Source organism: Pseudomonas paraversuta, assembly GCF_904063065.1.
Taxonomy (GTDB): domain Bacteria; phylum Pseudomonadota; class Gammaproteobacteria; order Pseudomonadales; family Pseudomonadaceae; genus Aquipseudomonas; species Aquipseudomonas paraversuta.
In genome coordinates, this window is the sequence record NZ_CAJFCL010000002.1 from 90,528 (window position 1) to 108,315 (window position 17,788).

Genomic DNA, 17,788 nt, shown 5'->3' on the forward strand with positions numbered 1-17,788 from the left:
GGGGTTTGACTCGATTCTAGGCGCGCGGCATTGTATGGGCCGACCCTTATATTGCATGGCCAACAATAAATGTGGATACCTGACCTCGGCGAATCCCCGCAACCGCGCTATCTGGCGCTGGTGGAGGCCATTGCCCGGGCCATTGCCTGTGGCGATCTCAAGCCGGGGGCGCGCCTGCCACCGCAACGGCGGCTGGCCTGGGCCCTGGGCTGGAACCCCAGCACCACCATGCAGGCTTACCGCGAGGCTGCGCGCCGGCATCTGGTATCGGGTGAAGTCGGGCGCGGGACCTATGTGCTGGCGGGCAGTCAGGAGGCGACCCTGTTTCGTTTGCAGCAGGTCGACGAGCAGGCTGCCCGGATCGATCTGCGAACCAATGTCCCGGCCATTGATCACATCGGCCAAAGCGATGCGCAGGCATTGTCGGGCTTGCTGGCTAGCGGCCAGGCAATCCGCTTGCAAGGTTATCTGAGTGCCGCGGACCTGCTGCGGGCGCGGGTGCAGGGAGCGCTATGGTTCAAGGGCCGGGGCCTGGAACTGGCAGTAGATAACATCATGCTCTGCACCGGTGCCCAGCAAGGCCTGTTCACGGTGTTGCTGTCGTTATGCCAGGCCGGTGAACCGGTCCTGGTCGAAGCCTTTACCGCACCGGGAATCAAGGCCGCCTGCGCGCAGTTACGCCTGCCGATGCATGGCGTGGTGATGGATTGCCAAGGTATCGTGCCGGAGGATTTTGACCGCATGATCCGCGCCACGGGCGCCAGGATTGCAGTGCTCACGCCAACCCTGCAAAACCCGACTTCAGCGCTGATGAGTGTCGAGCGCAAACAGGAGATTGCCCGGATCGCCCGGCGCCACGGGGTCTGGGTGGTCGAAGACGATGTCTACGGGGCGCTGACCGACAGTCCGCCGCTGTACCGCTATTTACCGGATTTCGGGGTGCTGGTGAGCAGCTTGTCCAAGACTGTCGCCGCGGGGGTACGCATGGGCTGGATCGTGGCGAGTGCGCCATTGCTGGAGCGCATTGACCCCCATGCCCAGTCCGCTCACTGGGGGGTTGCGCCGCTGTGCGTGGCCATTGCCTGCCAGTGGATAAACGATGGAACGGCCCATGAGCGCGCGCAGTGGCAAACCCTTGAAGTGACCCGGCGCTGGCGTCTGGCGAAAAAACTGCTGGGGGCGGCCATGTACCAGTCCGACACTCCGTCGCCGCATATCTGGCTCAGCGTTGCCCAGGGCGATGTGTCGCTCGCCGAGGCCTGTCGCGGCGCCGGTGTGGATGTAGTGCCCGGGGACGTGTTTGCGGTGAAATCCACCACCATCAATGGCGTGCGCATCAGCCTGACGGCTGCCGAAAGTGCCCTGACCCTGAAAGTGGCACTGGAGCGCATCGCCGGTATCATCGGCCTGGATAAAAACCTCCAGGAGCGGGCGTGCTCGCGATAGCATCGCCGCGATCAGCCGCAAACACCGACCAGGGACACCCATGCGCAGAGAAATAGGCTACTGGCACCGCGAAGGCCGCGAGTTGTTTTACTACCTGGAATTCAGGCCCGAAACGGCCGAGTTCTACCTGACCTGCGAACACACCCCTGGCGAAGGCGAAGGCAGTGTGCGTTCAGTATTGCTCAGCGAGGCCCGGGGCGAGCGTTACTACGAAGACGCGTTGCTGATTATCAAGGAGGAGCTGTTCAAGCAATACACTGTGTGAAGGATTCACTTCCGGATATCGGTGACGGCAATGGCATTGCTGTCCACCGCCTGCTCCATGTCTGCAGTGCTCGCCTGGTGTCTTTCAGCGTTGCCATCGAGCAAGAAAATCAGGCATTGAATGTCGTATACAACGCCAGTGATATCCAAGGGGATTGATTACCAGCAAAATCAGTATTCTGGTATTAGAGGTACCGTTTACGCCGTTTTTAAACCTTTCGGGTTTGGCAACAGTGCAACATAAAGTGAGTATTCAATTTTATAGCCTGCCCGCAAAATACCGGGTCAGGTCTTTCAATAATATGCTGTTATTGATCTCGAACTATGCAGGTTGTTTTTCGGATGTATCCTACGGTCTGAATGAGTTGCGTGTCATAGAATGCTCCGCTGATTAAAAGACGTGGTGCATATGGATAATGACTGTTACATGACGATCGACGGTAAAGGTCACGCACTCTTGGCTAATGACGTCAATCTGCAGGAATACTTTGCTGTTCGATACCATAAGGTTGTCAGGCAGGGAGCGCCGGGTACCGTTGTTGGGAGTGAAAGATGGGTCAACTAAAGGATACCTCTAAATCCAGTCGCTGCGATTATTCGGCCGTCTGTAAGCATGGCGCTTGTTTAGGTATGTACGCGCCGATTTTGTGCGTGGATATGAACACTCAAGTAAGGCGGCACTCACATTTGAAGTTATTTCCAACACCACAACAATAAACACCCTGTCTGTGGAGGCCAGCAGTCGTGACCAGTAATCAATTCTTTGCAGTGGTCGTGTATTTTCTTTTATCCCTGGGCGTCTTTCTGATCTTTTACTCAATCTCACGAAGCCTCTCGGGTGCTAATCTTACACCTCGAAGGTTTTGGTTTTTCTTTATATTTCTCGTACTTTGGGGAGGCATCCAGCTTGGTGTGGCACGCGATGGCTATATTTTATTGTATTTGCCTTTCAAGGGTTGCTTTGAGGGTGACTCTATAGTCAGGTGGATTGCGTTTGTTGGCGCTGTTCTGCAAGTCGCGTGTGTTCCCGGAAAGACACCGTCGAAGCGTTGGTTTGCACGCAGGTAAGTTTAAGATGGCAGGGGTCGATGTTTTGTGAGCGCGAGTGATAAGCGCTTTCTATTCAACGGCTCCTCGACCTGCTTTTTGCTGTATCCACCCCCTCGTCCCAGACGCGGAAGTCTTTTGAATAGCTATGTTCACAATTAACTACGGTTCCTATAGACGTAGTAGGCGGCTGCTCAGTTATTCGGACGTTTCGGATGAAAAAGCAAATCCGACCGTGGGTGCAGGCTTCAGTGGCATACGGGGCAGTATTTGAATGCGATCACCTAAACCCTGGCTCCGTTGATCCGGGTTGCGACGGCCTGAAGAGTTCACAGGTTCCCTTCAAGGCAACGAGTACCGATAATGCCGCCGGCCTGGCAGACGCCGGGTAAGGAAATAGCGACTCAAAGGAGCTGTAGATGCGCGCGTTATATGTATTTGCCTTGTTGGGCACCCTGTTGTTGACCGGCTGCGCCGGCAACCCGATGACCCCGGTGGCCGACCAGACGCTGCCAGCCGCTGCCCCGGACATGGCACAAGTGGTCTTTATGCGCGACGCCTTTACCGGTAAGGCGATTACCTCGTCGCTGTATGAAGTGACGGATGGCAAGACCCGATTTATTGGGGTGATGGCCAACGGTACGAAAATCGCGCACCCGGTCACAGCGGGCAAGCACACCTTTATGGTGGTGTCCGAGGCGGCTGACTTTATGGAAGCTGACCTGGTGGCCGGCAAAACCTACTACGCCCTGGTAACACCGCGTATGGGGTTGTGGAAAGCCCGTTTCTCTCTGTGGCCGGTCAGCAACGACCCGGATGCGTCCCACAGTCTGAAGTCGAAAAACTTCAAGGACTGGGTTGAAGACACTGACCTGGTGACCAACTCGCCCAAGTCCCTGGCCTGGTACGAGCGGGTCAAGGCCAGCGTTGAGAAAAAACGTGCCGAGTACTGGCCGGTATGGCAGGAAAAGAGCGCCGAAGCTGTTGCCGAGCGCACCCTCAAGCCTGGCGATGGCTTGTAAGTGAATACGCCGGGGGGATGTCACCCCCGGCGGTTTAAAACACCACCTCGCTGACCTGCAATACCCAGGCGATTGCCTGCTTCTTGTCATCCCACACATAACGAAAATGCGGCCCCTGCACCGGCAACGTCAGTGCCGGCGGGCGAAACGCGGCCACGCATTCGTGGCCTTCGAGGCGCACGCTGTTGTACAGCAAGCCCCATGCCCCTTCTTCCCGTAGTGGCCGGGCAAAGGCCTGGGGGATGCCGTAAGTGGCGGGAGAGGGCTGATGCAGGGAGGGTTCTGCGCGTACGTCGAGCATTGGCCGGCACACCTTGTTGATATAGGTGCGCAGGGTGATTTCAATACTGGCTTCCCGGGTGGCTCGCCAGAATTGCTCCTGATGAAAGCAGGTCTCGGCGATCGCCGCTTCAAGGCTGCTGGCGCAGTAATACACCCCGTAGCTGCCATCGGTAAAACGGCTGGCCCGGCCGATATGGGTAAAGGCCGCCATCACCGGGGTTGAGCCCTGGCCAGACAGCCGGTCTTCAGGCCTGACCCGGGCGAGCAGGCCGGCTTCATCGCGCAGGCGGTCATTGGTCAGCCCTTCCAGGGCATAGGCGAGTTCGAGGTCTGCCGGGTCGAGGGTGTCTTCAAACACCGAGATCGGCGGGAACGCACTGTTGATCAGGCGCCAGGCTTTGTCCCAGTCGGGCAAAACCCCGGGCATCAGCCGCGCACCCCGTCGAGGTAGCGGCGTACGTCAGCCAGGTCGACAACCTGACCGCCGAGCATGTAGCTCAGGGCCGTGAGGCCATTGAACGGCGCCGCGGCATTGGGTTTGTGCACCCATTCGTAGGCGCGCTCAGGCTGGTTGCTGAACAGGATGCGCAACGCTTTGTGCACCCCCATGAGATACGAAATACGCTCCAGGGTGTCGTGGGGCAAGCGCACGTTGGGCAGCTTTTTGTATTTGAAATAGGTGGTGTTGCCAATCGCCCCCAGCAACGTGCATTGCTGCTCTTTGCTGCAACCCCAATGCTCCATGAGATTGAAGAAAAAGGTCAGGGCGACGCGGCCGGCATCACCGGTGGTGATGTCGGGTTCGGTGTTTCTGGCGGCGAGACCCATGGCGCTCTCCTAGGATAAGGTCATACTTACCTTACTCCGCATATGAACTTTTTCAATCATTATGTTCGCAAGCGAATAAGTCTGGGGGCTTGCTGCTGCAGGCTGCGACAAGGCTCCCGTGGCCCTTCAGGATTTCAAGGCGCTTGCCCGGTTCATGCAGCGCTGGCGCCGCTCGTCCACCCGTTTGGCAAACCAGGCAGTCGTCAGGGTGCGGGTAATTTTCGGACTTTGCAGGGTAATGCCCGGCAGTACGGCGCGGGGCAGGGGTTTGCCCTGTTGGCGGTCGGCCATGGCGAACACCTTGCGGTACAGATCGGTCTGGTCAAATTCAAGGCGGTCGCCTTTTAACAGCTGGTTTCTGATGGCGTTGTCACTGAGGTCGAGCTGCTTGCCCAGTGCGCGCGCCGCCCGCTCGGTAGAACCCAGGGCATAGGACCCGGGAACGGTCAGGTCACCGTCCAGGGCCAGAGGTATGCCGGAGAGCTGGCTCACGGCGTTTTGAAAGGCTGCATTGCGGCTGGCGTACCAGCCGGCATTAAAGTCGGCAAAGCGGTACAGCGATTGCGTGTAGTCCACCGGATAGCCCAGCAAGTGGGCAATACCGAAATACATACCGCCGCGGCGGGTGAAGACTTCCTGGCGGATTGAGCCTGCAACCGGGTACGGATAATCCCGCGCCTGTTTTTGTGCGAAGGCGATACTGACCTGCATCGGGCCGCCGGTATGCACCGGGTTCAGATTGCCGAACAGGCTTTTACCCAGCGGCACCATGCCGATGAAGTCGTCAAAAATGGCGCTCAGTTGACCCTCGGTCCGGGCTGCGTCGAGGCGCTGGTTGTAGGTTTTGCCATTTGCCGAGCTGATGTTCAGCGCGCTGCGCACCACAAATTCGGGGATATGCAATTTGCTGGCGCGGCGATTGATTTCAGTGCGGGCGATTTTCGCCAGCCCCGGCACCGGCGGGTCGGCCTGGAAGTTGGATTCCTGCTCGGCCACGGCCAGTACCGAACACAGGTTTTCATCACTGGGGGCCAGGCCCTGCGCAGCAAAGGCGGCCTGGATATCAGTGGCCCAGCCCTGGCGATCAGCAATGCTGGCCGGCAGCAACTGCACGACCCTGGCCCGCACCTGCTCCGGGGACCGGTCGGGTAATGATTGAGTGCCCTGGCTGCTGCAACCGGCAAGCACGGCTAATGGAGCAAGCAGCAAATACTGCAGGAAGACTCGGTTCAACAGGGTTTGACTCCTCAAAAAATGGCCCGGCGCAAGGTACTTAATCGTCCCGGGTCAGAACTTCCAGCAACTGGATCTCGAACCTGAGGTTCGAGTTCGGCGTGATGTGTGCGCCCATGCTTCTTTCACCATAGGCCAGGTGTGCCGGAACCTGCAGGGTACGCGTACCGCCGACCTGCATGCCCATCAGACCGATGTCCCAGCCTTTGATTACCCGTCCAGTGCCAATCACGCACTGGAACGGTTTGCCGCGTTCGAACGATGAGTCGAACACTGTGCCATTTTCGAGCCAGCCAGTGTACTGGGTGGTGATCAAGGCGCCCTTGACCACGGCTTTGCCATCGCCCAGTACCAGGTCATTGATCTTTAGTTCGTCAGCCATGATGCGGGACTCAAAAAGTGAAGAGGGGCAACAGTTTACCCTGCCCAAGCGAGCTTGCCCGTGATGTTCTTGGCGCTGCAATGAGCACTGTTGGCCCTGTAGAGGGTACGGATCCGGCAATCGATTTAATATTTTTTGTCCGCCAAAGGCTCTAAAACAAAGGCCCAAGGGAACTTTTTAACGAGTATCACTATCAAATGCGCTTTACTCTTAAATGAGATTGTTTATCATTGCGACCCTGGCAGTGCCGGGGAGCGCTAATCGAGCACGGGTCCATCCGGACCGTTCACACGCGATCCCAGCCTTTGGCCTGCTGAGCACACTCCATTGTTAAGGGATCAACTGGACATGTCGTCTCGATTCAAACGCAGTCAATTTTCTCTGGCTATAGTCGCCGCACTTGCTTCGCCAACCTTGCTCGCCGACGCGCTGGAGCGTGATCGCGATGAGGTCCCGGTGCAAGCCAGCGACCTGCCGGTCGATGGCACCCGGCAAGCAGTGCAACTGGAGGAAACCCGGGTACTGGGTACCGCTGCACAAGAGCTGAAGCAGGCGCCAGGCGTCTCGATCATTACCGCAGAGGACATCAAAAAGCGTCCTCCGGCCAATGACCTCTCCGACATCATCCGCCGAGAGCCCGGGGTCAACCTCACCGGTAACAGCTCCAGCGGCAGTCGCGGCAACAACCGCCAGATCGACCTGCGCGGCATGGGCCCGGAGAACACCCTGATCCTGATTGACGGCAAGCCGTCTTCTTCGCGCAACGCCCAGCGCTACGGCTGGAGCGGCGACCGTGACACCCGGGGCGAAACCAACTGGGTACCGGCCGAAGAAGTCGAACGCATTGAAATCCTGCGTGGCCCGGCAGCTGCCCGCTACGGTTCCGGGGCCATGGGCGGGGTGGTCAACATCATTACCAAGCGCCCGTCCGATAAGCTCAGCGGCTCACTCACGGCCTACTACCTGTCACCTGAAGACGACTCCGAAGGCATCAGCAAGCGTACCAACTTCAACCTCAGCGGCCCGATCACCGATGATCTGGTGTTCCGCGTATACGGCGGCGTGAACAAGACCGACGCCGATGATCCGGGCATCAATACGGCCGCCCAGGCCTCGCCTGACAGCGTGGTAGCGGGGCGCGAAGGTGTGCGCAACAAGGACGTCAACGGCTTGCTCAGCTGGCAGTTCACTCCGGAACAAAGCCTGGACCTGGAAGCCAGCTACAGCCGTCAGGGCAATATTTTTGCCGGTGACACCATGCTCAACAGCGGTGGCGACTTCGTTAACAGCCTCACCGGCAAAGAAACCAGCGTGCTGCAGCGCAGTACCTTTTCGGCGACCCACAATGGCTCGTTTGACTGGGGCTCAACCACCGCCTCGCTGAGCCACGACCTGACCCGTAACGCGCGCCTTAACGAAGGCCTGGCCGGTTATGGTGAAGGCGCTCCTTCAGAGAGCGCCGGCCGGTTCGAATCGCGCCTGCGCAATACCCGCGCCACCGGCGAAGTGAACTTGCCGCTGACCATGGGCACCGCCCAGGTCCTGACGGTGGGTGGCGAATACCTGTACGAGTCACTGAATGATCCGGGCTCGTTGCGTCCGCAAAGCTGGGACCCGGGTGCCAACGGCGATGCTGCGATTCCCGGCCAGGACCGTAGCCAGACCAAAACCACCGCCAACAGCTACGCGTTCTACGTCGAGGACAACATTGAAGTCGGCGCCAAAACCATCGTTACCCCGGGCGTACGTTTCGATCACCACAATGAGTTTGGCGGCAACTGGAGCCCGAGCCTGAACGCCTCGCACCAGATCACTGACGAGCTGAGCATCAAGGGCGGTATCGCCCGGGCTTACAAAACCCCGAACCTGTACCAGTCCAACCCCAACTACCTGCTGTACAGCCGGGGTAACGGTTGCAGCGTGGTCGAGGCCAACATCGGTGGCTGCTACCTGGTGGGCAACCCGGACCTGAAGCCGGAAATCAGTATCAACAAAGAAATCGGCCTGGCGTTCGACAAAGGTACCTGGCGTACCAGCGCGACCTATTTCCGTAACGACTACCAGAACAAGATCAACGCCAGCAACGAGTCGGCGTTCCGCCTGCCCAACGGGCGTCGCGTGCTGCAATGGGAAAACAGTGGCAAGGCGATCGTTCAGGGGGTCGAAGGCAATCTGTTCGTCAACTTGCGCGAGGATCTGGACTGGAACACCAACCTGACCTACATGATCGAAAGCAAGGACAAGGAAACCGGCGACCCGCTGAGCATCATCCCCAAGTACACGCTCAACACCACGCTGGACTGGTACGCCACCGAAGCACTGTCGTTCCAGGTCAGCGGTACTTACTACGGCAAACAGGAAGCGCCCAAGCGCAACAACCGGGCCAACGAACAACTGGACAAGTCGGTCCAGCAACCGGTTGATCCCTATGGTCTGGTGGGGTTGAGCAGCGGCTATGAATTCAACAAAAACTTCAGCGTGCGGGTGGGCATCAACAACCTGTTCGACAAGCAGTTGTACCGCAAGGGCAACGCTGACGAAGCCGGCGCACAAACCTACAACGAGGCAGGCCGTGCCTACTTCGCCTCGGTGACCAGTTCGTTCTGATAACAACCCGGGCCTGTTCGGCACGAGCAGGCATTAACAGGCGCGACACCCACGCGGGTGCCGCGCCGTTGTCGCATCTGGTGCCGGTGAAAACCCGGGGTTCGATCAAGGATTAAAACATGAACATCACAACGTCGGCCTGGGTGCCGATCCTGTCTCGTACGCTGGCGGCACTGGTCGGCGGCTACGTCTTTACCTATGCCTTTACTGCGGCACTGGCGCGCCTGTTGCCGCTGGATAACGTGGACTCGATGGTCATCGCCAGCCTGCTGTCGTTTGTGATTTACACCTTTGCCATCCTCTGGGCGTTTGCTGCCCGCCAGCAATGGTCGGCCTGGATGGGCGCCGTACTGGCGGTCCCTCTGGGCGCTATCGGTTTCTGGCCACAACTGCTGGAGCGCCTGGGATGAAGCAGACTCTGACCCAATCCATGGCCTGGCTGCACACCTGGGGCGGCCTGGTGGTCGGCTGGTTATTGTTCGTAATCTTCCTGACCGGCAGCCTCGCGGTGTTCGATCAGGAAATCGACAACTGGATGCACCCCGAATTACCCGCCCACCAACTGAGCAATGAGCAGGCGGTGGACACCGCACTGAATTACTTGCGCGCCCACAAGCCCGACGCCAAACAGTGGGGCATCAGCTTGCCCTACGAACGTTCTGCACAGTTGCAGGCCTCCACGGGCGGGCGCCGGGACGGAGTTTCGGTGACCCTTGATCCGGTGACCGGCGAGGTCTTGCCGGTGCGCGAAACGGTGGGTGGTCGTTTTTTCTTCCTGTTCCACTTCACGTTGCATATGCCGCGCATGCTCGGCATCTACCTGGTGGGCGCTCTGGCGATGGGCATGCTGGCGGCGCTGGTCAGCGGGATCGTGATTCATAAAAAATTCTTCAAGGAGTTCTTCACCTTCCGCCCGGCCAAGGGCCAGCGTTCGTGGCTCGACGCCCACAACGCCAGCGCCGTACTGCTGTTGCCGTTCCACTTGATGATCACCTACAGCGGACTGGCGATTTTCCTGGTGATTTACATGCCTGCGGCCATGGACGCGCTGTTCGATGGCAACCGTGAAGCTTTTTTCAAGGCTCAGGACTCTGCGCCAGCGGCCCTTGAGATCCAGCGCCCACAAGTGGCCGGGCCAGCGCCGCTGGTGGCAATCGGGCCATTGCTGGCCAAGGCCCGTGAGGTAATGGGCCCATTGAGCGGGGTAAACATCAGCAACCCCGGGCAGAGCAATGCCCAGATCCAGATCCGGCCGATTCTGGGTAACCGGATTGCCCTGACCAAGGGCCAGGGCATGCGCTTTGATGGCGTCACCGGTGAGCAACTGTCCGGGCCGACCGAAATGCGTGCGACGGTGCTTACCCATCGGGTGATTTCCGGCCTGCATTTCGCCCAGTTTGGCGGCTACCCGATGCGCTGGCTGTACTTCATTTGCGGGCTCATCAGCAGCGCCATGATCGCCAGCGGCCTGGTGTTGTTCACCGTCAAACGGCGACGTAAATACGCCAGTGAAAGCCGGGCCGGGCAGGTGTTCTATCGCCTGGTGGAGGCCATCAACGTCACGGTCATGGCCGGTTTGAGCCTGGCCTGCGTCAGCTTGCTGTGGGGTAATCACCTGTTGCCGGTGGGGCTCAAGGAGCGGGCAGATGCAGAGCTGAACGTGTTCTTCGGGGTATGGGCCTTGAGTCTGGTGCATGCCTTGCTCAGACCGCGCATGCAGGCCTGGCGCGAGCAGTTGGGGCTGGCCGGGTTGATGTGCCTGGGCTTGCCGTTATTGAGTGTCTTGACGGTAGACCGGCCATGGGCGTTGCCCAGCCGCATGGGGGTCGAACTGACGGCCATGGCGCTGGGGGCGATGCTGTTGTGGGCGTGCTGGAAAGTTTCGCAACCGGTGGTGGAGCGGGTGCCGCGTAAAAAGACTGCAGTCATGGCCGAGGTGAATTGAAATGCTGGCTGATTTTTTTGCTGGATGGGCATTCGCCTACCTGGGCATGCTCGCGCTCTGTCAGGGCCTTGAACGCCACTACAAGCAGCTGTGGCACAAACTGCCCCCGGCCGGATTGCGCCATGGCTTGCGTGGGGCCGGCTGGTTGAGCCTGGGGCTGAGCCTGTACTTTTGCGCGCAAGCCTGGGGCTGGGCCATGGGGCCTGTCGGCTGGTTCGGCATGCTCTCGTTGAGTGGTTTCGGGTTGCTGATGCTGTTGCCATACCGGCCGCGGCTGGCGGTGTGGTTACCCCTGGGATTTGCCCCGGTGTGGGCAGTGATCAGCACCCTGACCTGACCCTGGTAGGAGCGAGCTTGCCTCGCGAGCCTTTGAGCGGCCAACGAAGAGCTCGCGAGGCAAGCTCGCTCCTACAGGGTTAGCGGGTCTTGGCTCCGGGCTTGACCCAGCGGTTGGCAATCAGGTCCAGACTGCTGCAAAACACGAAGTACAGCAGCCCCACAAACAGGAAGATTTCTGTGGGATGCACCATCACCCGATTGCTCACCTGGGTGGCGACGAACGACAACTCGCCCACGCCGATTACATACGCCAGCGACGTGTCCTTGATCAGGGTGATCCACTGGTTGAGGAAAGAGGGCAGCATCATCGGCAAGGCCTGGGGCAGGATGATCAGGCGCAGGACTTGCCAGGTGCTCAGCCCCAGCGCTTTGCCCGCCGCCCATTGCCCGGGGGGCAGGCTGCTGATGCCGGCATGTACCGAATGCGCCAGATACGCGCCGCCGATCAACGACAGGGCACACACCACGGTGGCCAGGGCCGGCACGTCAACCTTTAACAGGATGGGCAGCAGGAAGTAGCTCCAGAAAATCAGCATGACCACCGGGATCGCCCGCAAAAACCCGAGCACACCGAGCAGTAGCCAGCGCACCTTGCCGTCAAGCAACACCAGGGCGATACCCAACACCAGCCCCAGCACCGCCGAGATCAGCCCCGACAGCAGGCTCAATAGCAGTGTGAGTGCCGCGCCGCCCAGTGGGCCGTCGGGGTAGGCGCCGAGCAGAAAGTACGACAGATTGTCGCCAATTACCGAAAAGTCCATGGCCTACAACACTCCCTGTTTGTACCACTTGCTGCGGGCAAGCCCTTGGCCGATCACCTCGATCAGCGCAATGCTGGCCACATACAGCAGGGTCGCGAAACCAAAGGCCTGGAACGTCTTGAAGGTCTCAGTCTCGACCTGGCGTGAGGCGTAGGACAGTTCGGCCAGGCCGATGGCCATGGTCAGCGAAGAGTTTTTCAGCGCATTCATGTATTGCCCCAGCAGTGGTCCCAAGGCCGTGCGTACTGCCTGGGGAAACACGATATAGCGCCACACCTGGGCCGGGGTGAAGCCCAGGGCCAGACCGGCCGCCCGCTGTTCGAGCCGCACCGAGCTGACGCCAGCGCGGAACTCTTCTGCAATAAAGGCGGCGGTGTAGAGCATCAGGCCCCAGAACCCGGCAATGAATTCAAAGGACGGCCATTCAATGTCAAACAGGCCCAATGCCAGGCTGCGCGGCTGATTGAGCCACATCACCAGCCCCTCGGGGAGCATCGCAGTGACCCCGAAGTACCAGAAAAACAGCTGCACCAGCAGCGGTGTATTGCGAAACAGGGCCAGGTAGGCCCGTGCCGGCCACGACCACAGACGGGACGGCGAGATGCGTGCCAGGCACAGCAGAAAACCCAGCCCGGTGGCGACCAGGCAGGTCAGGAGCGAGAGGATCAGGGTCAGTACAAAACCATCGAACAACCAGTGCAGGTATTTCGGGCCAAGCAGTTCACCAAACATAAACAGGGTCCATCCAGAAACGAACAAAACCCGTCCGGTTGACCGTGACGGGCTTGAAGGTGCTGCGAAGTCTGATCAGCTCTTGTCGCCAATCTTGTACAGACGGGTCAGCGGAGTCTTGGTGGTCGGACCGAACCAGGTGTCATAGATGCCCTGGGCCTTGCCCTGGGCTTCGAGGTCGGTGAGGGTCTGGTTGACCACTTCGGTCAGGCGCTCTTCACCTTTTGGAATACCGACACCGATCAAGTCATTGGATATGGTGAACGGCGGCACTTCGTACTTGTCTTTGTCCGGCACATTGGCCAGCAGCCCGATCAGCTTCGGACCGTCCTGGGTAATGGCCTGCACGTTGCCGTTGCGCAGGGCAGTGAAGGCAAACGGCGTATCGTCATAGGCCACCACCTTGGCGCCGGGGAATTTCTCGCGCAGTACACCTTCGTTGACCGTGCCCTTGTCCACGCCCACGCGCCACTGGTTCAGCTCCTGCGGGGATGTGAGCGTGCCTTTCTTGACGATGAACTGCTGGCCTGAGGCGAAGTAGGGAATGCTGAAGTTCACCTGTTCGGCGCGCTCCGGGGTAATGGTGAAGTTGGCCAGTACCAGGTCGACCTTGTTGGCGACCAGCAGCGGTACGCGGTTGGCCGGGTTGGTTGGCTGCAACTGCAGTTTTACCCCGAGTTTGTCGGCGATGGCCTTGGCGTAGTCCACGTCCAGGCCTTCGATCTGCTTGCTTTTGGCATCGACAAAACCAAATGGCGGGTTGCTGTCAAAGGAAGCTACGCGCAGCACGCCAGACTTTTTGATGTCATCCAGACGATCGGCGTGGGCCAGCCCCGACAAAACAGCCAGGGTCAGAGCGGTGAGGGCAGTGAGTTTTTTCATTTCGTTCTCATCATGAGTTGGAATGCTTATGACGAGAGTCTTGCAGGAAATTTAGAGTTTAAAAAAGAATATAAAACTATTTGGTTATTCTCTTTGGGTATATGCGCCCTTGTAGGAGCGAGCTTGCCTCGCGAGCTTTTTGCGTTGTATTGCGGATCGCTAAAAGCTCGCGAGGCAAGCTCGCTCCTACAGGGGGTGGTGGGTGGCGGCTCAGCCCACTTTGATCAGGCTTTGCCGGCAGTGCAGCGTCAGTTTCGCACCGCCGCCCTCGCGGTCGCCGACATCGAGGCTGAAACCGTGCAGGTTGACGATGGCCGCGACGATGGACAGACCCAGGCCAAACCCGCCATGTTTGTCATCGCTGCGGTAAAAACGCTGGAACACCGCCACCCGTTCCGCTTGTGGTATGCCGGGCCCGGTATCGAGCACTTCGATGCGCGGACTGCCTTCATCGTTCACCGCCCGCAGGATCACTTCACCGCCGGGCGGGGTGAATTTGATCGAGTTACTCAACAGATTGGCCAGCGCCTCAAACAGCAACGCCCGGTCGCCCGTCAGCCCGGGCAGGGTTTCGGGCATATCCAGGGTCAGGGTGACCTGGCCTTCCTCCGCCAGGGGCAGGTAAAAGTCGTACACCTCCTGGAGTAAAGGCCGCGGGTCGAGTTGCACAAAGCCCGAACGACGCTGGTGGTCTTCCAGTTCGGAGATGCGCAACAACCCGCGAAAACGCGCCATCAGGGTGTCGGTTTCGCCAATCACTTCATCCATTTGTAAGGCCTGGGCAGAGCCTTCGACGGCTTGCTGCCGGATCCGGTACAGCTGCGCCCGCAAACGGGTGAGCGGGGTGCGCAGGTCGTGGGCGATGTTGTCGCATACCCCTTTGACCTCGTGCATCAGCCGCTCGAGGCGGTCGAGCATGGCGTTGACAATGGCGGCCAGCATGTCCAGCTCATCGCGGCGGTTGGACAGCGGCAAGCGGCAGGTCAGATCGCCGGCGACAATCGCTTCGGCGCTGGCCTGAATCGCCCTGATGCGTTGCAGCGGACGTCGGCGCAGCAAGTGCCAGCCGGCAATGCCCGGAATGATGGTCAGCGACAACCCCCAGAGCAGGGCATGCAAAATGATCCGGGTCACGGCAAACAGCGAACCGTTATCGCGCACCAGTATCAGCCAGCGGCCGTCGCGGGTCTGCGTGGCTACGGCATCACAGCTGTCTTGCGGCAGGTTCGGATCATCGGAGTCGATGCAGGTACTCAGTTCATGGATCCGACCATCCAGTGGCAGACCTTCGGGGATGCTTTGTATCGGACCGCTGAGGGGCTGGTGCTGCGCATTGAACAGTCCATAAGCATCAACTGCACGCATATCGAACGTCATGCTGGTGGCGAGCGCTTCGTCCAGTTGCTCGCCCTGAAAACGGGCAAACAGGTGCTGGCGCTGCATCAACGAGTGTTTGGCCAGGTTGCCCAGGTAATCCGAAACCTCGTAGTACAGCACCCCCATGAGGATGCAGCTCCAGGCCACGAACAGAAAACTGTACAGCGCCAGCAGACGGCTACTGGAAGAACGCCAGCCCTTAGAGGGGTTCGGCAATGACATAACCCGAGCCTCGAACGGTGCGGATAAGAGGCACCTGGCCCTGGGGGTCGATTTTTTTGCGCAGGCGCCCGATATGGACGTCGATCAGGTTGGTGCCCGGGTCGAAGTGATAACCCCAGACTTCCTCGAAGATCATCATGCGCGAGAGGATTTGCCCGGTGTTGCGCATCAGGAATTCCAGCAGCTTGTATTCGGTGGGCAGCAGGCTCAGTTGTTGCTCGGCGCGGCTGGCTTCGCGGGTGATCAGGTTGAGTTCGAGGTCGGCGACCCGCAGCGAAGTTTCGTGTTTGTCGGCCGGGCTTTTGCGGCGCAGCAAGACTTCAACCCTGGCGGCCATTTCGTCACTGGCAAAGGGTTTGGTGAGGTAGTCATCGCCACCTGCGCGCAGGCCGCGAACCCGCTCGTCGACGTCGGAGAGGGCGCTGATCATCAGGATCGGGGTGCTGACGCCAATGGTGCGCAGGGTGGTGACAATCGCCAGCCCGTCGAGCTCGGGCAGCATGCGGTCGAGGGTGATCAGGTCGTAGTCGCCGCTCACGGCGCGCACCAGACCTTCGCGGCCATTGGCTACCCAGTCTACTTCCAGGCCGTGGCTGCTCAACTCAGCCACGATCTCTTTTGCCGTTACGGCATCGTCTTCGATGGTCAAAATCCGGGTCATACCGTCACCTGATGGGCCTTTTGTGCAGTGAGCACATTTTGCCCACAAAAAGCTGAAACGTTTCTGAATATTTCTTCATGTTCGAAAGGTTAGCGCCGCAGAAGCGAGCATGCCCGCGATCTTTTGATCTTGAAAAAGCTCGCGCCTGCAGACCGGGTCATTCCTGCAGGGCCGGCCGCGCGGTTGCCATCTGCGGTATCGGTTTGCGCATCAGCGTCCCCACCAGCAGTGCGCCCAGCAAGGCCAGGATCCCGGCCACCCACAGCACCACCCCGAAGCCGGAAACAAAAGCCCGGGTTGCCAGCGGTTCAATGCGTGTGCGGGCTGCCTCTGGCAGTTGGCTCAGGGCCCCCGGCATGTCTCCCGCCACCACCCTTGTGGCAATAAAGTGGCTCTGTTCAAGCCACGGCCGCGCTTGCTGCCTGAGGCTGGCCTGCAGGTTTTGCTCGGTGTGACTGCCAAGCAAGGCACCGAATACACCGATGGCCAGCACGATGGCGCTGAAGCGCATGGTGGTACTCATGCCGGACGCCATGCCCACCCGGTCCCGGGGTACGCAGGCCATGATGTTTTTCTGTGTGTCGCCATTGAGCAAGCCGGCTCCGGCACCGGTCACTGCAGTGGTCAGGGCAAAGCTCAAGTAGCCACCATGGTCCACCGCCCAGGCACTGAGCAGGTTGCCACAGCCAACCAGGGTCAGGCCTGCCGCCATCAGGCTGGCCGGGCTGACGTGCGAGGCCAGGCGGGCACCAATACGCGGGCAGATCAGCATGGCCAGGGCAAACGGCAACATGCCCAGGCCCGACGCGACGGCGCTGAAGCCCAAGCCGTTTTGCAGGTAAAACGGCAGCAGCGTCATCATCACTTGTGCGCAACCGGCGTAGGCAAACATCCCGAGCAGGGCACCGATAAAGCGCGGGTGACGGAACAGTTTCAAGTCAATCATGGGCCGCCGTTGCACCGCCTCGACCCATACGAACAAGCCCAGCAATAACGCTCCGGCACTCAGGCGGGCATAGGTCATCGGGCTGTCCCAGCCAATGCGGTTGGCTTCGATCAGGCCCCAGATCAGGCACAGCAGACTGGCGCTGAAGGCCAGGCTGCCCCAGGGGTCGAGACGGGCTGCCTGGGGATCCCGGGACTCGGCAATGGCATGCCTGACCAGCAGCATCAGCAGCAAGCCCACGGGCAGGTTGAGGTAGAAAATCCAGCGCCAGCCCAGGGATTCGGTGATCAGGCCGCCAAGGGTCGGTGCAGCCGTCATCGCCACGCCCATGCACGCCCCCCAGAACGCCCAGGCCTTGGCGCGTTCGACCTCGTCATGAAAGGCGTGGCCAATGGAGGCCAATGCTGAAGTCAGCAACAGGGCCGCGCCAACCCCTTTGACGGCCCTGGCGATCTCCAGCAACAGGCTGTTGGGGGCAGCGCCGCAACCGATGGAGGCAAGGATGAAAATGCTTAAACCCCAGAACAGGGTTTTCTTGCGGCCAAAGCGGTCGGCAATGCTCCCGGCAGGCAGCAGCAGGGCCGCAAATGCCAACATATAGGCGCTGACCACCCATTCGATATCGACAAAGTTGGCCCCAAGGTCGCGGGCGATGCTGGGCAGGGTGACCGCGACGATATTGGTATCGAGCACGATTAACGAACACACCCCGCTGGCAGTCAGCAGGGTCAGGCGTGGGCTGACAGTTTTCATGGCGCAGTTCCTGGATGATGGGTCTCAACATTGCTTTGCAGGTAATTGGTTTGACGGGC

The 17,788-nt window shown here is 59.7% G+C and carries 18 protein-coding genes; 8 read left to right on the forward strand and 10 right to left on the reverse strand.

The window, feature by feature from the left end:
- Positions 1-69: 69 nt before the first annotated feature.
- From JQ845_RS03550 to JQ845_RS03565, 4 genes are all read left to right on the forward strand, one after another.
- Positions 70-1,446 (forward strand): aminotransferase-like domain-containing protein, encoded by a 1,377-nt coding sequence (locus JQ845_RS03550; protein ID WP_203008327.1) that lies wholly within the window; start codon positions 70-72, stop codon positions 1,444-1,446.
- A 40-nt stretch (positions 1,447-1,486) separates the two neighbouring features.
- Positions 1,487-1,711, forward strand: a complete 225-nt coding sequence (locus JQ845_RS03555; protein ID WP_003446247.1) for a hypothetical protein — start codon at positions 1,487-1,489, stop codon at positions 1,709-1,711.
- A complete protein-coding gene (locus JQ845_RS03560) occupies positions 1,708-1,869 on the forward strand; it encodes a hypothetical protein (RefSeq protein ID WP_156428477.1) in 162 nt (53 codons plus the stop codon). Before JQ845_RS03555 ends, JQ845_RS03560 begins: the two co-directional genes overlap by 4 nt.
- A gap of 1,307 nt (positions 1,870-3,176) precedes the next feature.
- The gene (locus JQ845_RS03565) at positions 3,177-3,779 is read left to right on the forward strand and encodes a hypothetical protein (protein WP_202210825.1); all 603 of its coding nucleotides are present in this window, start codon (positions 3,177-3,179) and stop codon (positions 3,777-3,779) included.
- Between the two features lie 34 nt (positions 3,780-3,813).
- Here the strand turns inward: JQ845_RS03565 and JQ845_RS03570 are convergent, their stop codons facing one another.
- The 4 genes from JQ845_RS03570 to JQ845_RS03585 form a co-directional block, all read right to left on the reverse strand.
- Positions 3,814-4,488, reverse strand: a complete 675-nt coding sequence (locus JQ845_RS03570) for an RES family NAD+ phosphorylase (RefSeq protein WP_003446243.1) — start codon at positions 4,486-4,488, stop codon at positions 3,814-3,816.
- The gene (locus JQ845_RS03575; protein ID WP_003446239.1) at positions 4,488-4,889 is read right to left on the reverse strand and encodes an MbcA/ParS/Xre antitoxin family protein; all 402 of its coding nucleotides are present in this window, start codon (positions 4,887-4,889) and stop codon (positions 4,488-4,490) included. The genes JQ845_RS03570 and JQ845_RS03575 overlap by 1 nt, the downstream gene beginning before the upstream one ends.
- A gap of 126 nt (positions 4,890-5,015) precedes the next feature.
- The gene (locus JQ845_RS03580) at positions 5,016-6,122 is read right to left on the reverse strand and encodes a DUF1615 domain-containing protein (RefSeq protein ID WP_203008328.1); all 1,107 of its coding nucleotides are present in this window, start codon (positions 6,120-6,122) and stop codon (positions 5,016-5,018) included.
- A gap of 40 nt (positions 6,123-6,162) precedes the next feature.
- The gene (locus tag JQ845_RS03585) at positions 6,163-6,504 is read right to left on the reverse strand and encodes an FKBP-type peptidyl-prolyl cis-trans isomerase (protein ID WP_003446235.1); all 342 of its coding nucleotides are present in this window, start codon (positions 6,502-6,504) and stop codon (positions 6,163-6,165) included.
- 348 nt (positions 6,505-6,852) lie between these two features.
- On the opposite strand from JQ845_RS03585, the gene JQ845_RS03590 reads away from it, so the two are divergent.
- The 4 genes from JQ845_RS03590 (at position 6,853) to JQ845_RS03605 (ending at position 11,393) form a co-directional block, all read left to right on the forward strand.
- A complete protein-coding gene (locus JQ845_RS03590; RefSeq protein WP_003446233.1) occupies positions 6,853-9,111 on the forward strand; it encodes a FepA family TonB-dependent siderophore receptor in 2,259 nt (752 codons plus the stop codon).
- 119 nt (positions 9,112-9,230) lie between these two features.
- Complete coding sequence (locus JQ845_RS03595; RefSeq protein WP_203008329.1) at positions 9,231-9,521, forward strand: iron transporter; 291 nt, start codon at positions 9,231-9,233, stop codon at positions 9,519-9,521.
- Positions 9,518-11,056, forward strand: a complete 1,539-nt coding sequence (locus JQ845_RS03600; RefSeq protein ID WP_203008330.1) for a PepSY-associated TM helix domain-containing protein — start codon at positions 9,518-9,520, stop codon at positions 11,054-11,056. The genes JQ845_RS03595 and JQ845_RS03600 overlap by 4 nt, the downstream gene beginning before the upstream one ends.
- A gap of 1 nt (position 11,057) precedes the next feature.
- Positions 11,058-11,393: a DUF3325 domain-containing protein gene (locus JQ845_RS03605; protein ID WP_003446223.1), complete on the forward strand. Its 336-nt coding sequence runs from the start codon at positions 11,058-11,060 to the stop codon at positions 11,391-11,393.
- A gap of 79 nt (positions 11,394-11,472) precedes the next feature.
- On the opposite strand, the gene JQ845_RS03610 is transcribed toward JQ845_RS03605, so the two are convergent.
- The 6 genes from JQ845_RS03610 to JQ845_RS03635 all read right to left on the reverse strand — a co-directional run bounded on the left by JQ845_RS03610 (position 11,473) and on the right by JQ845_RS03635 (position 17,729).
- Positions 11,473-12,156 carry an amino acid ABC transporter permease gene (locus JQ845_RS03610; protein WP_203008331.1) on the reverse strand — a complete coding sequence of 228 codons (684 nt, stop codon included), beginning with the start codon at positions 12,154-12,156 and terminating at the stop codon, positions 11,473-11,475.
- A 3-nt stretch (positions 12,157-12,159) separates the two neighbouring features.
- Positions 12,160-12,888 carry an amino acid ABC transporter permease gene (locus JQ845_RS03615; RefSeq protein WP_127196433.1) on the reverse strand — a complete coding sequence of 243 codons (729 nt, stop codon included), beginning with the start codon at positions 12,886-12,888 and terminating at the stop codon, positions 12,160-12,162.
- A gap of 75 nt (positions 12,889-12,963) precedes the next feature.
- Entirely contained in the window at positions 12,964-13,770 is an 807-nt protein-coding gene (locus tag JQ845_RS03620; protein WP_003446218.1) for an ABC transporter substrate-binding protein, read from the reverse strand.
- A 210-nt stretch (positions 13,771-13,980) separates the two neighbouring features.
- Positions 13,981-15,369 carry a sensor histidine kinase gene (locus JQ845_RS03625; RefSeq protein ID WP_010656928.1) on the reverse strand — a complete coding sequence of 463 codons (1,389 nt, stop codon included), beginning with the start codon at positions 15,367-15,369 and terminating at the stop codon, positions 13,981-13,983.
- Positions 15,347-16,030, reverse strand: a complete 684-nt coding sequence (locus tag JQ845_RS03630) for a response regulator transcription factor (RefSeq protein WP_003446214.1) — start codon at positions 16,028-16,030, stop codon at positions 15,347-15,349. The genes JQ845_RS03625 and JQ845_RS03630 overlap by 23 nt, the downstream gene beginning before the upstream one ends.
- A 157-nt stretch (positions 16,031-16,187) precedes the next feature.
- Positions 16,188-17,729, reverse strand: a complete 1,542-nt coding sequence (locus JQ845_RS03635) for an MFS transporter (RefSeq protein WP_203008332.1) — start codon at positions 17,727-17,729, stop codon at positions 16,188-16,190.
- Between the last annotated feature and the right edge of the window lie 59 nt (positions 17,730-17,788).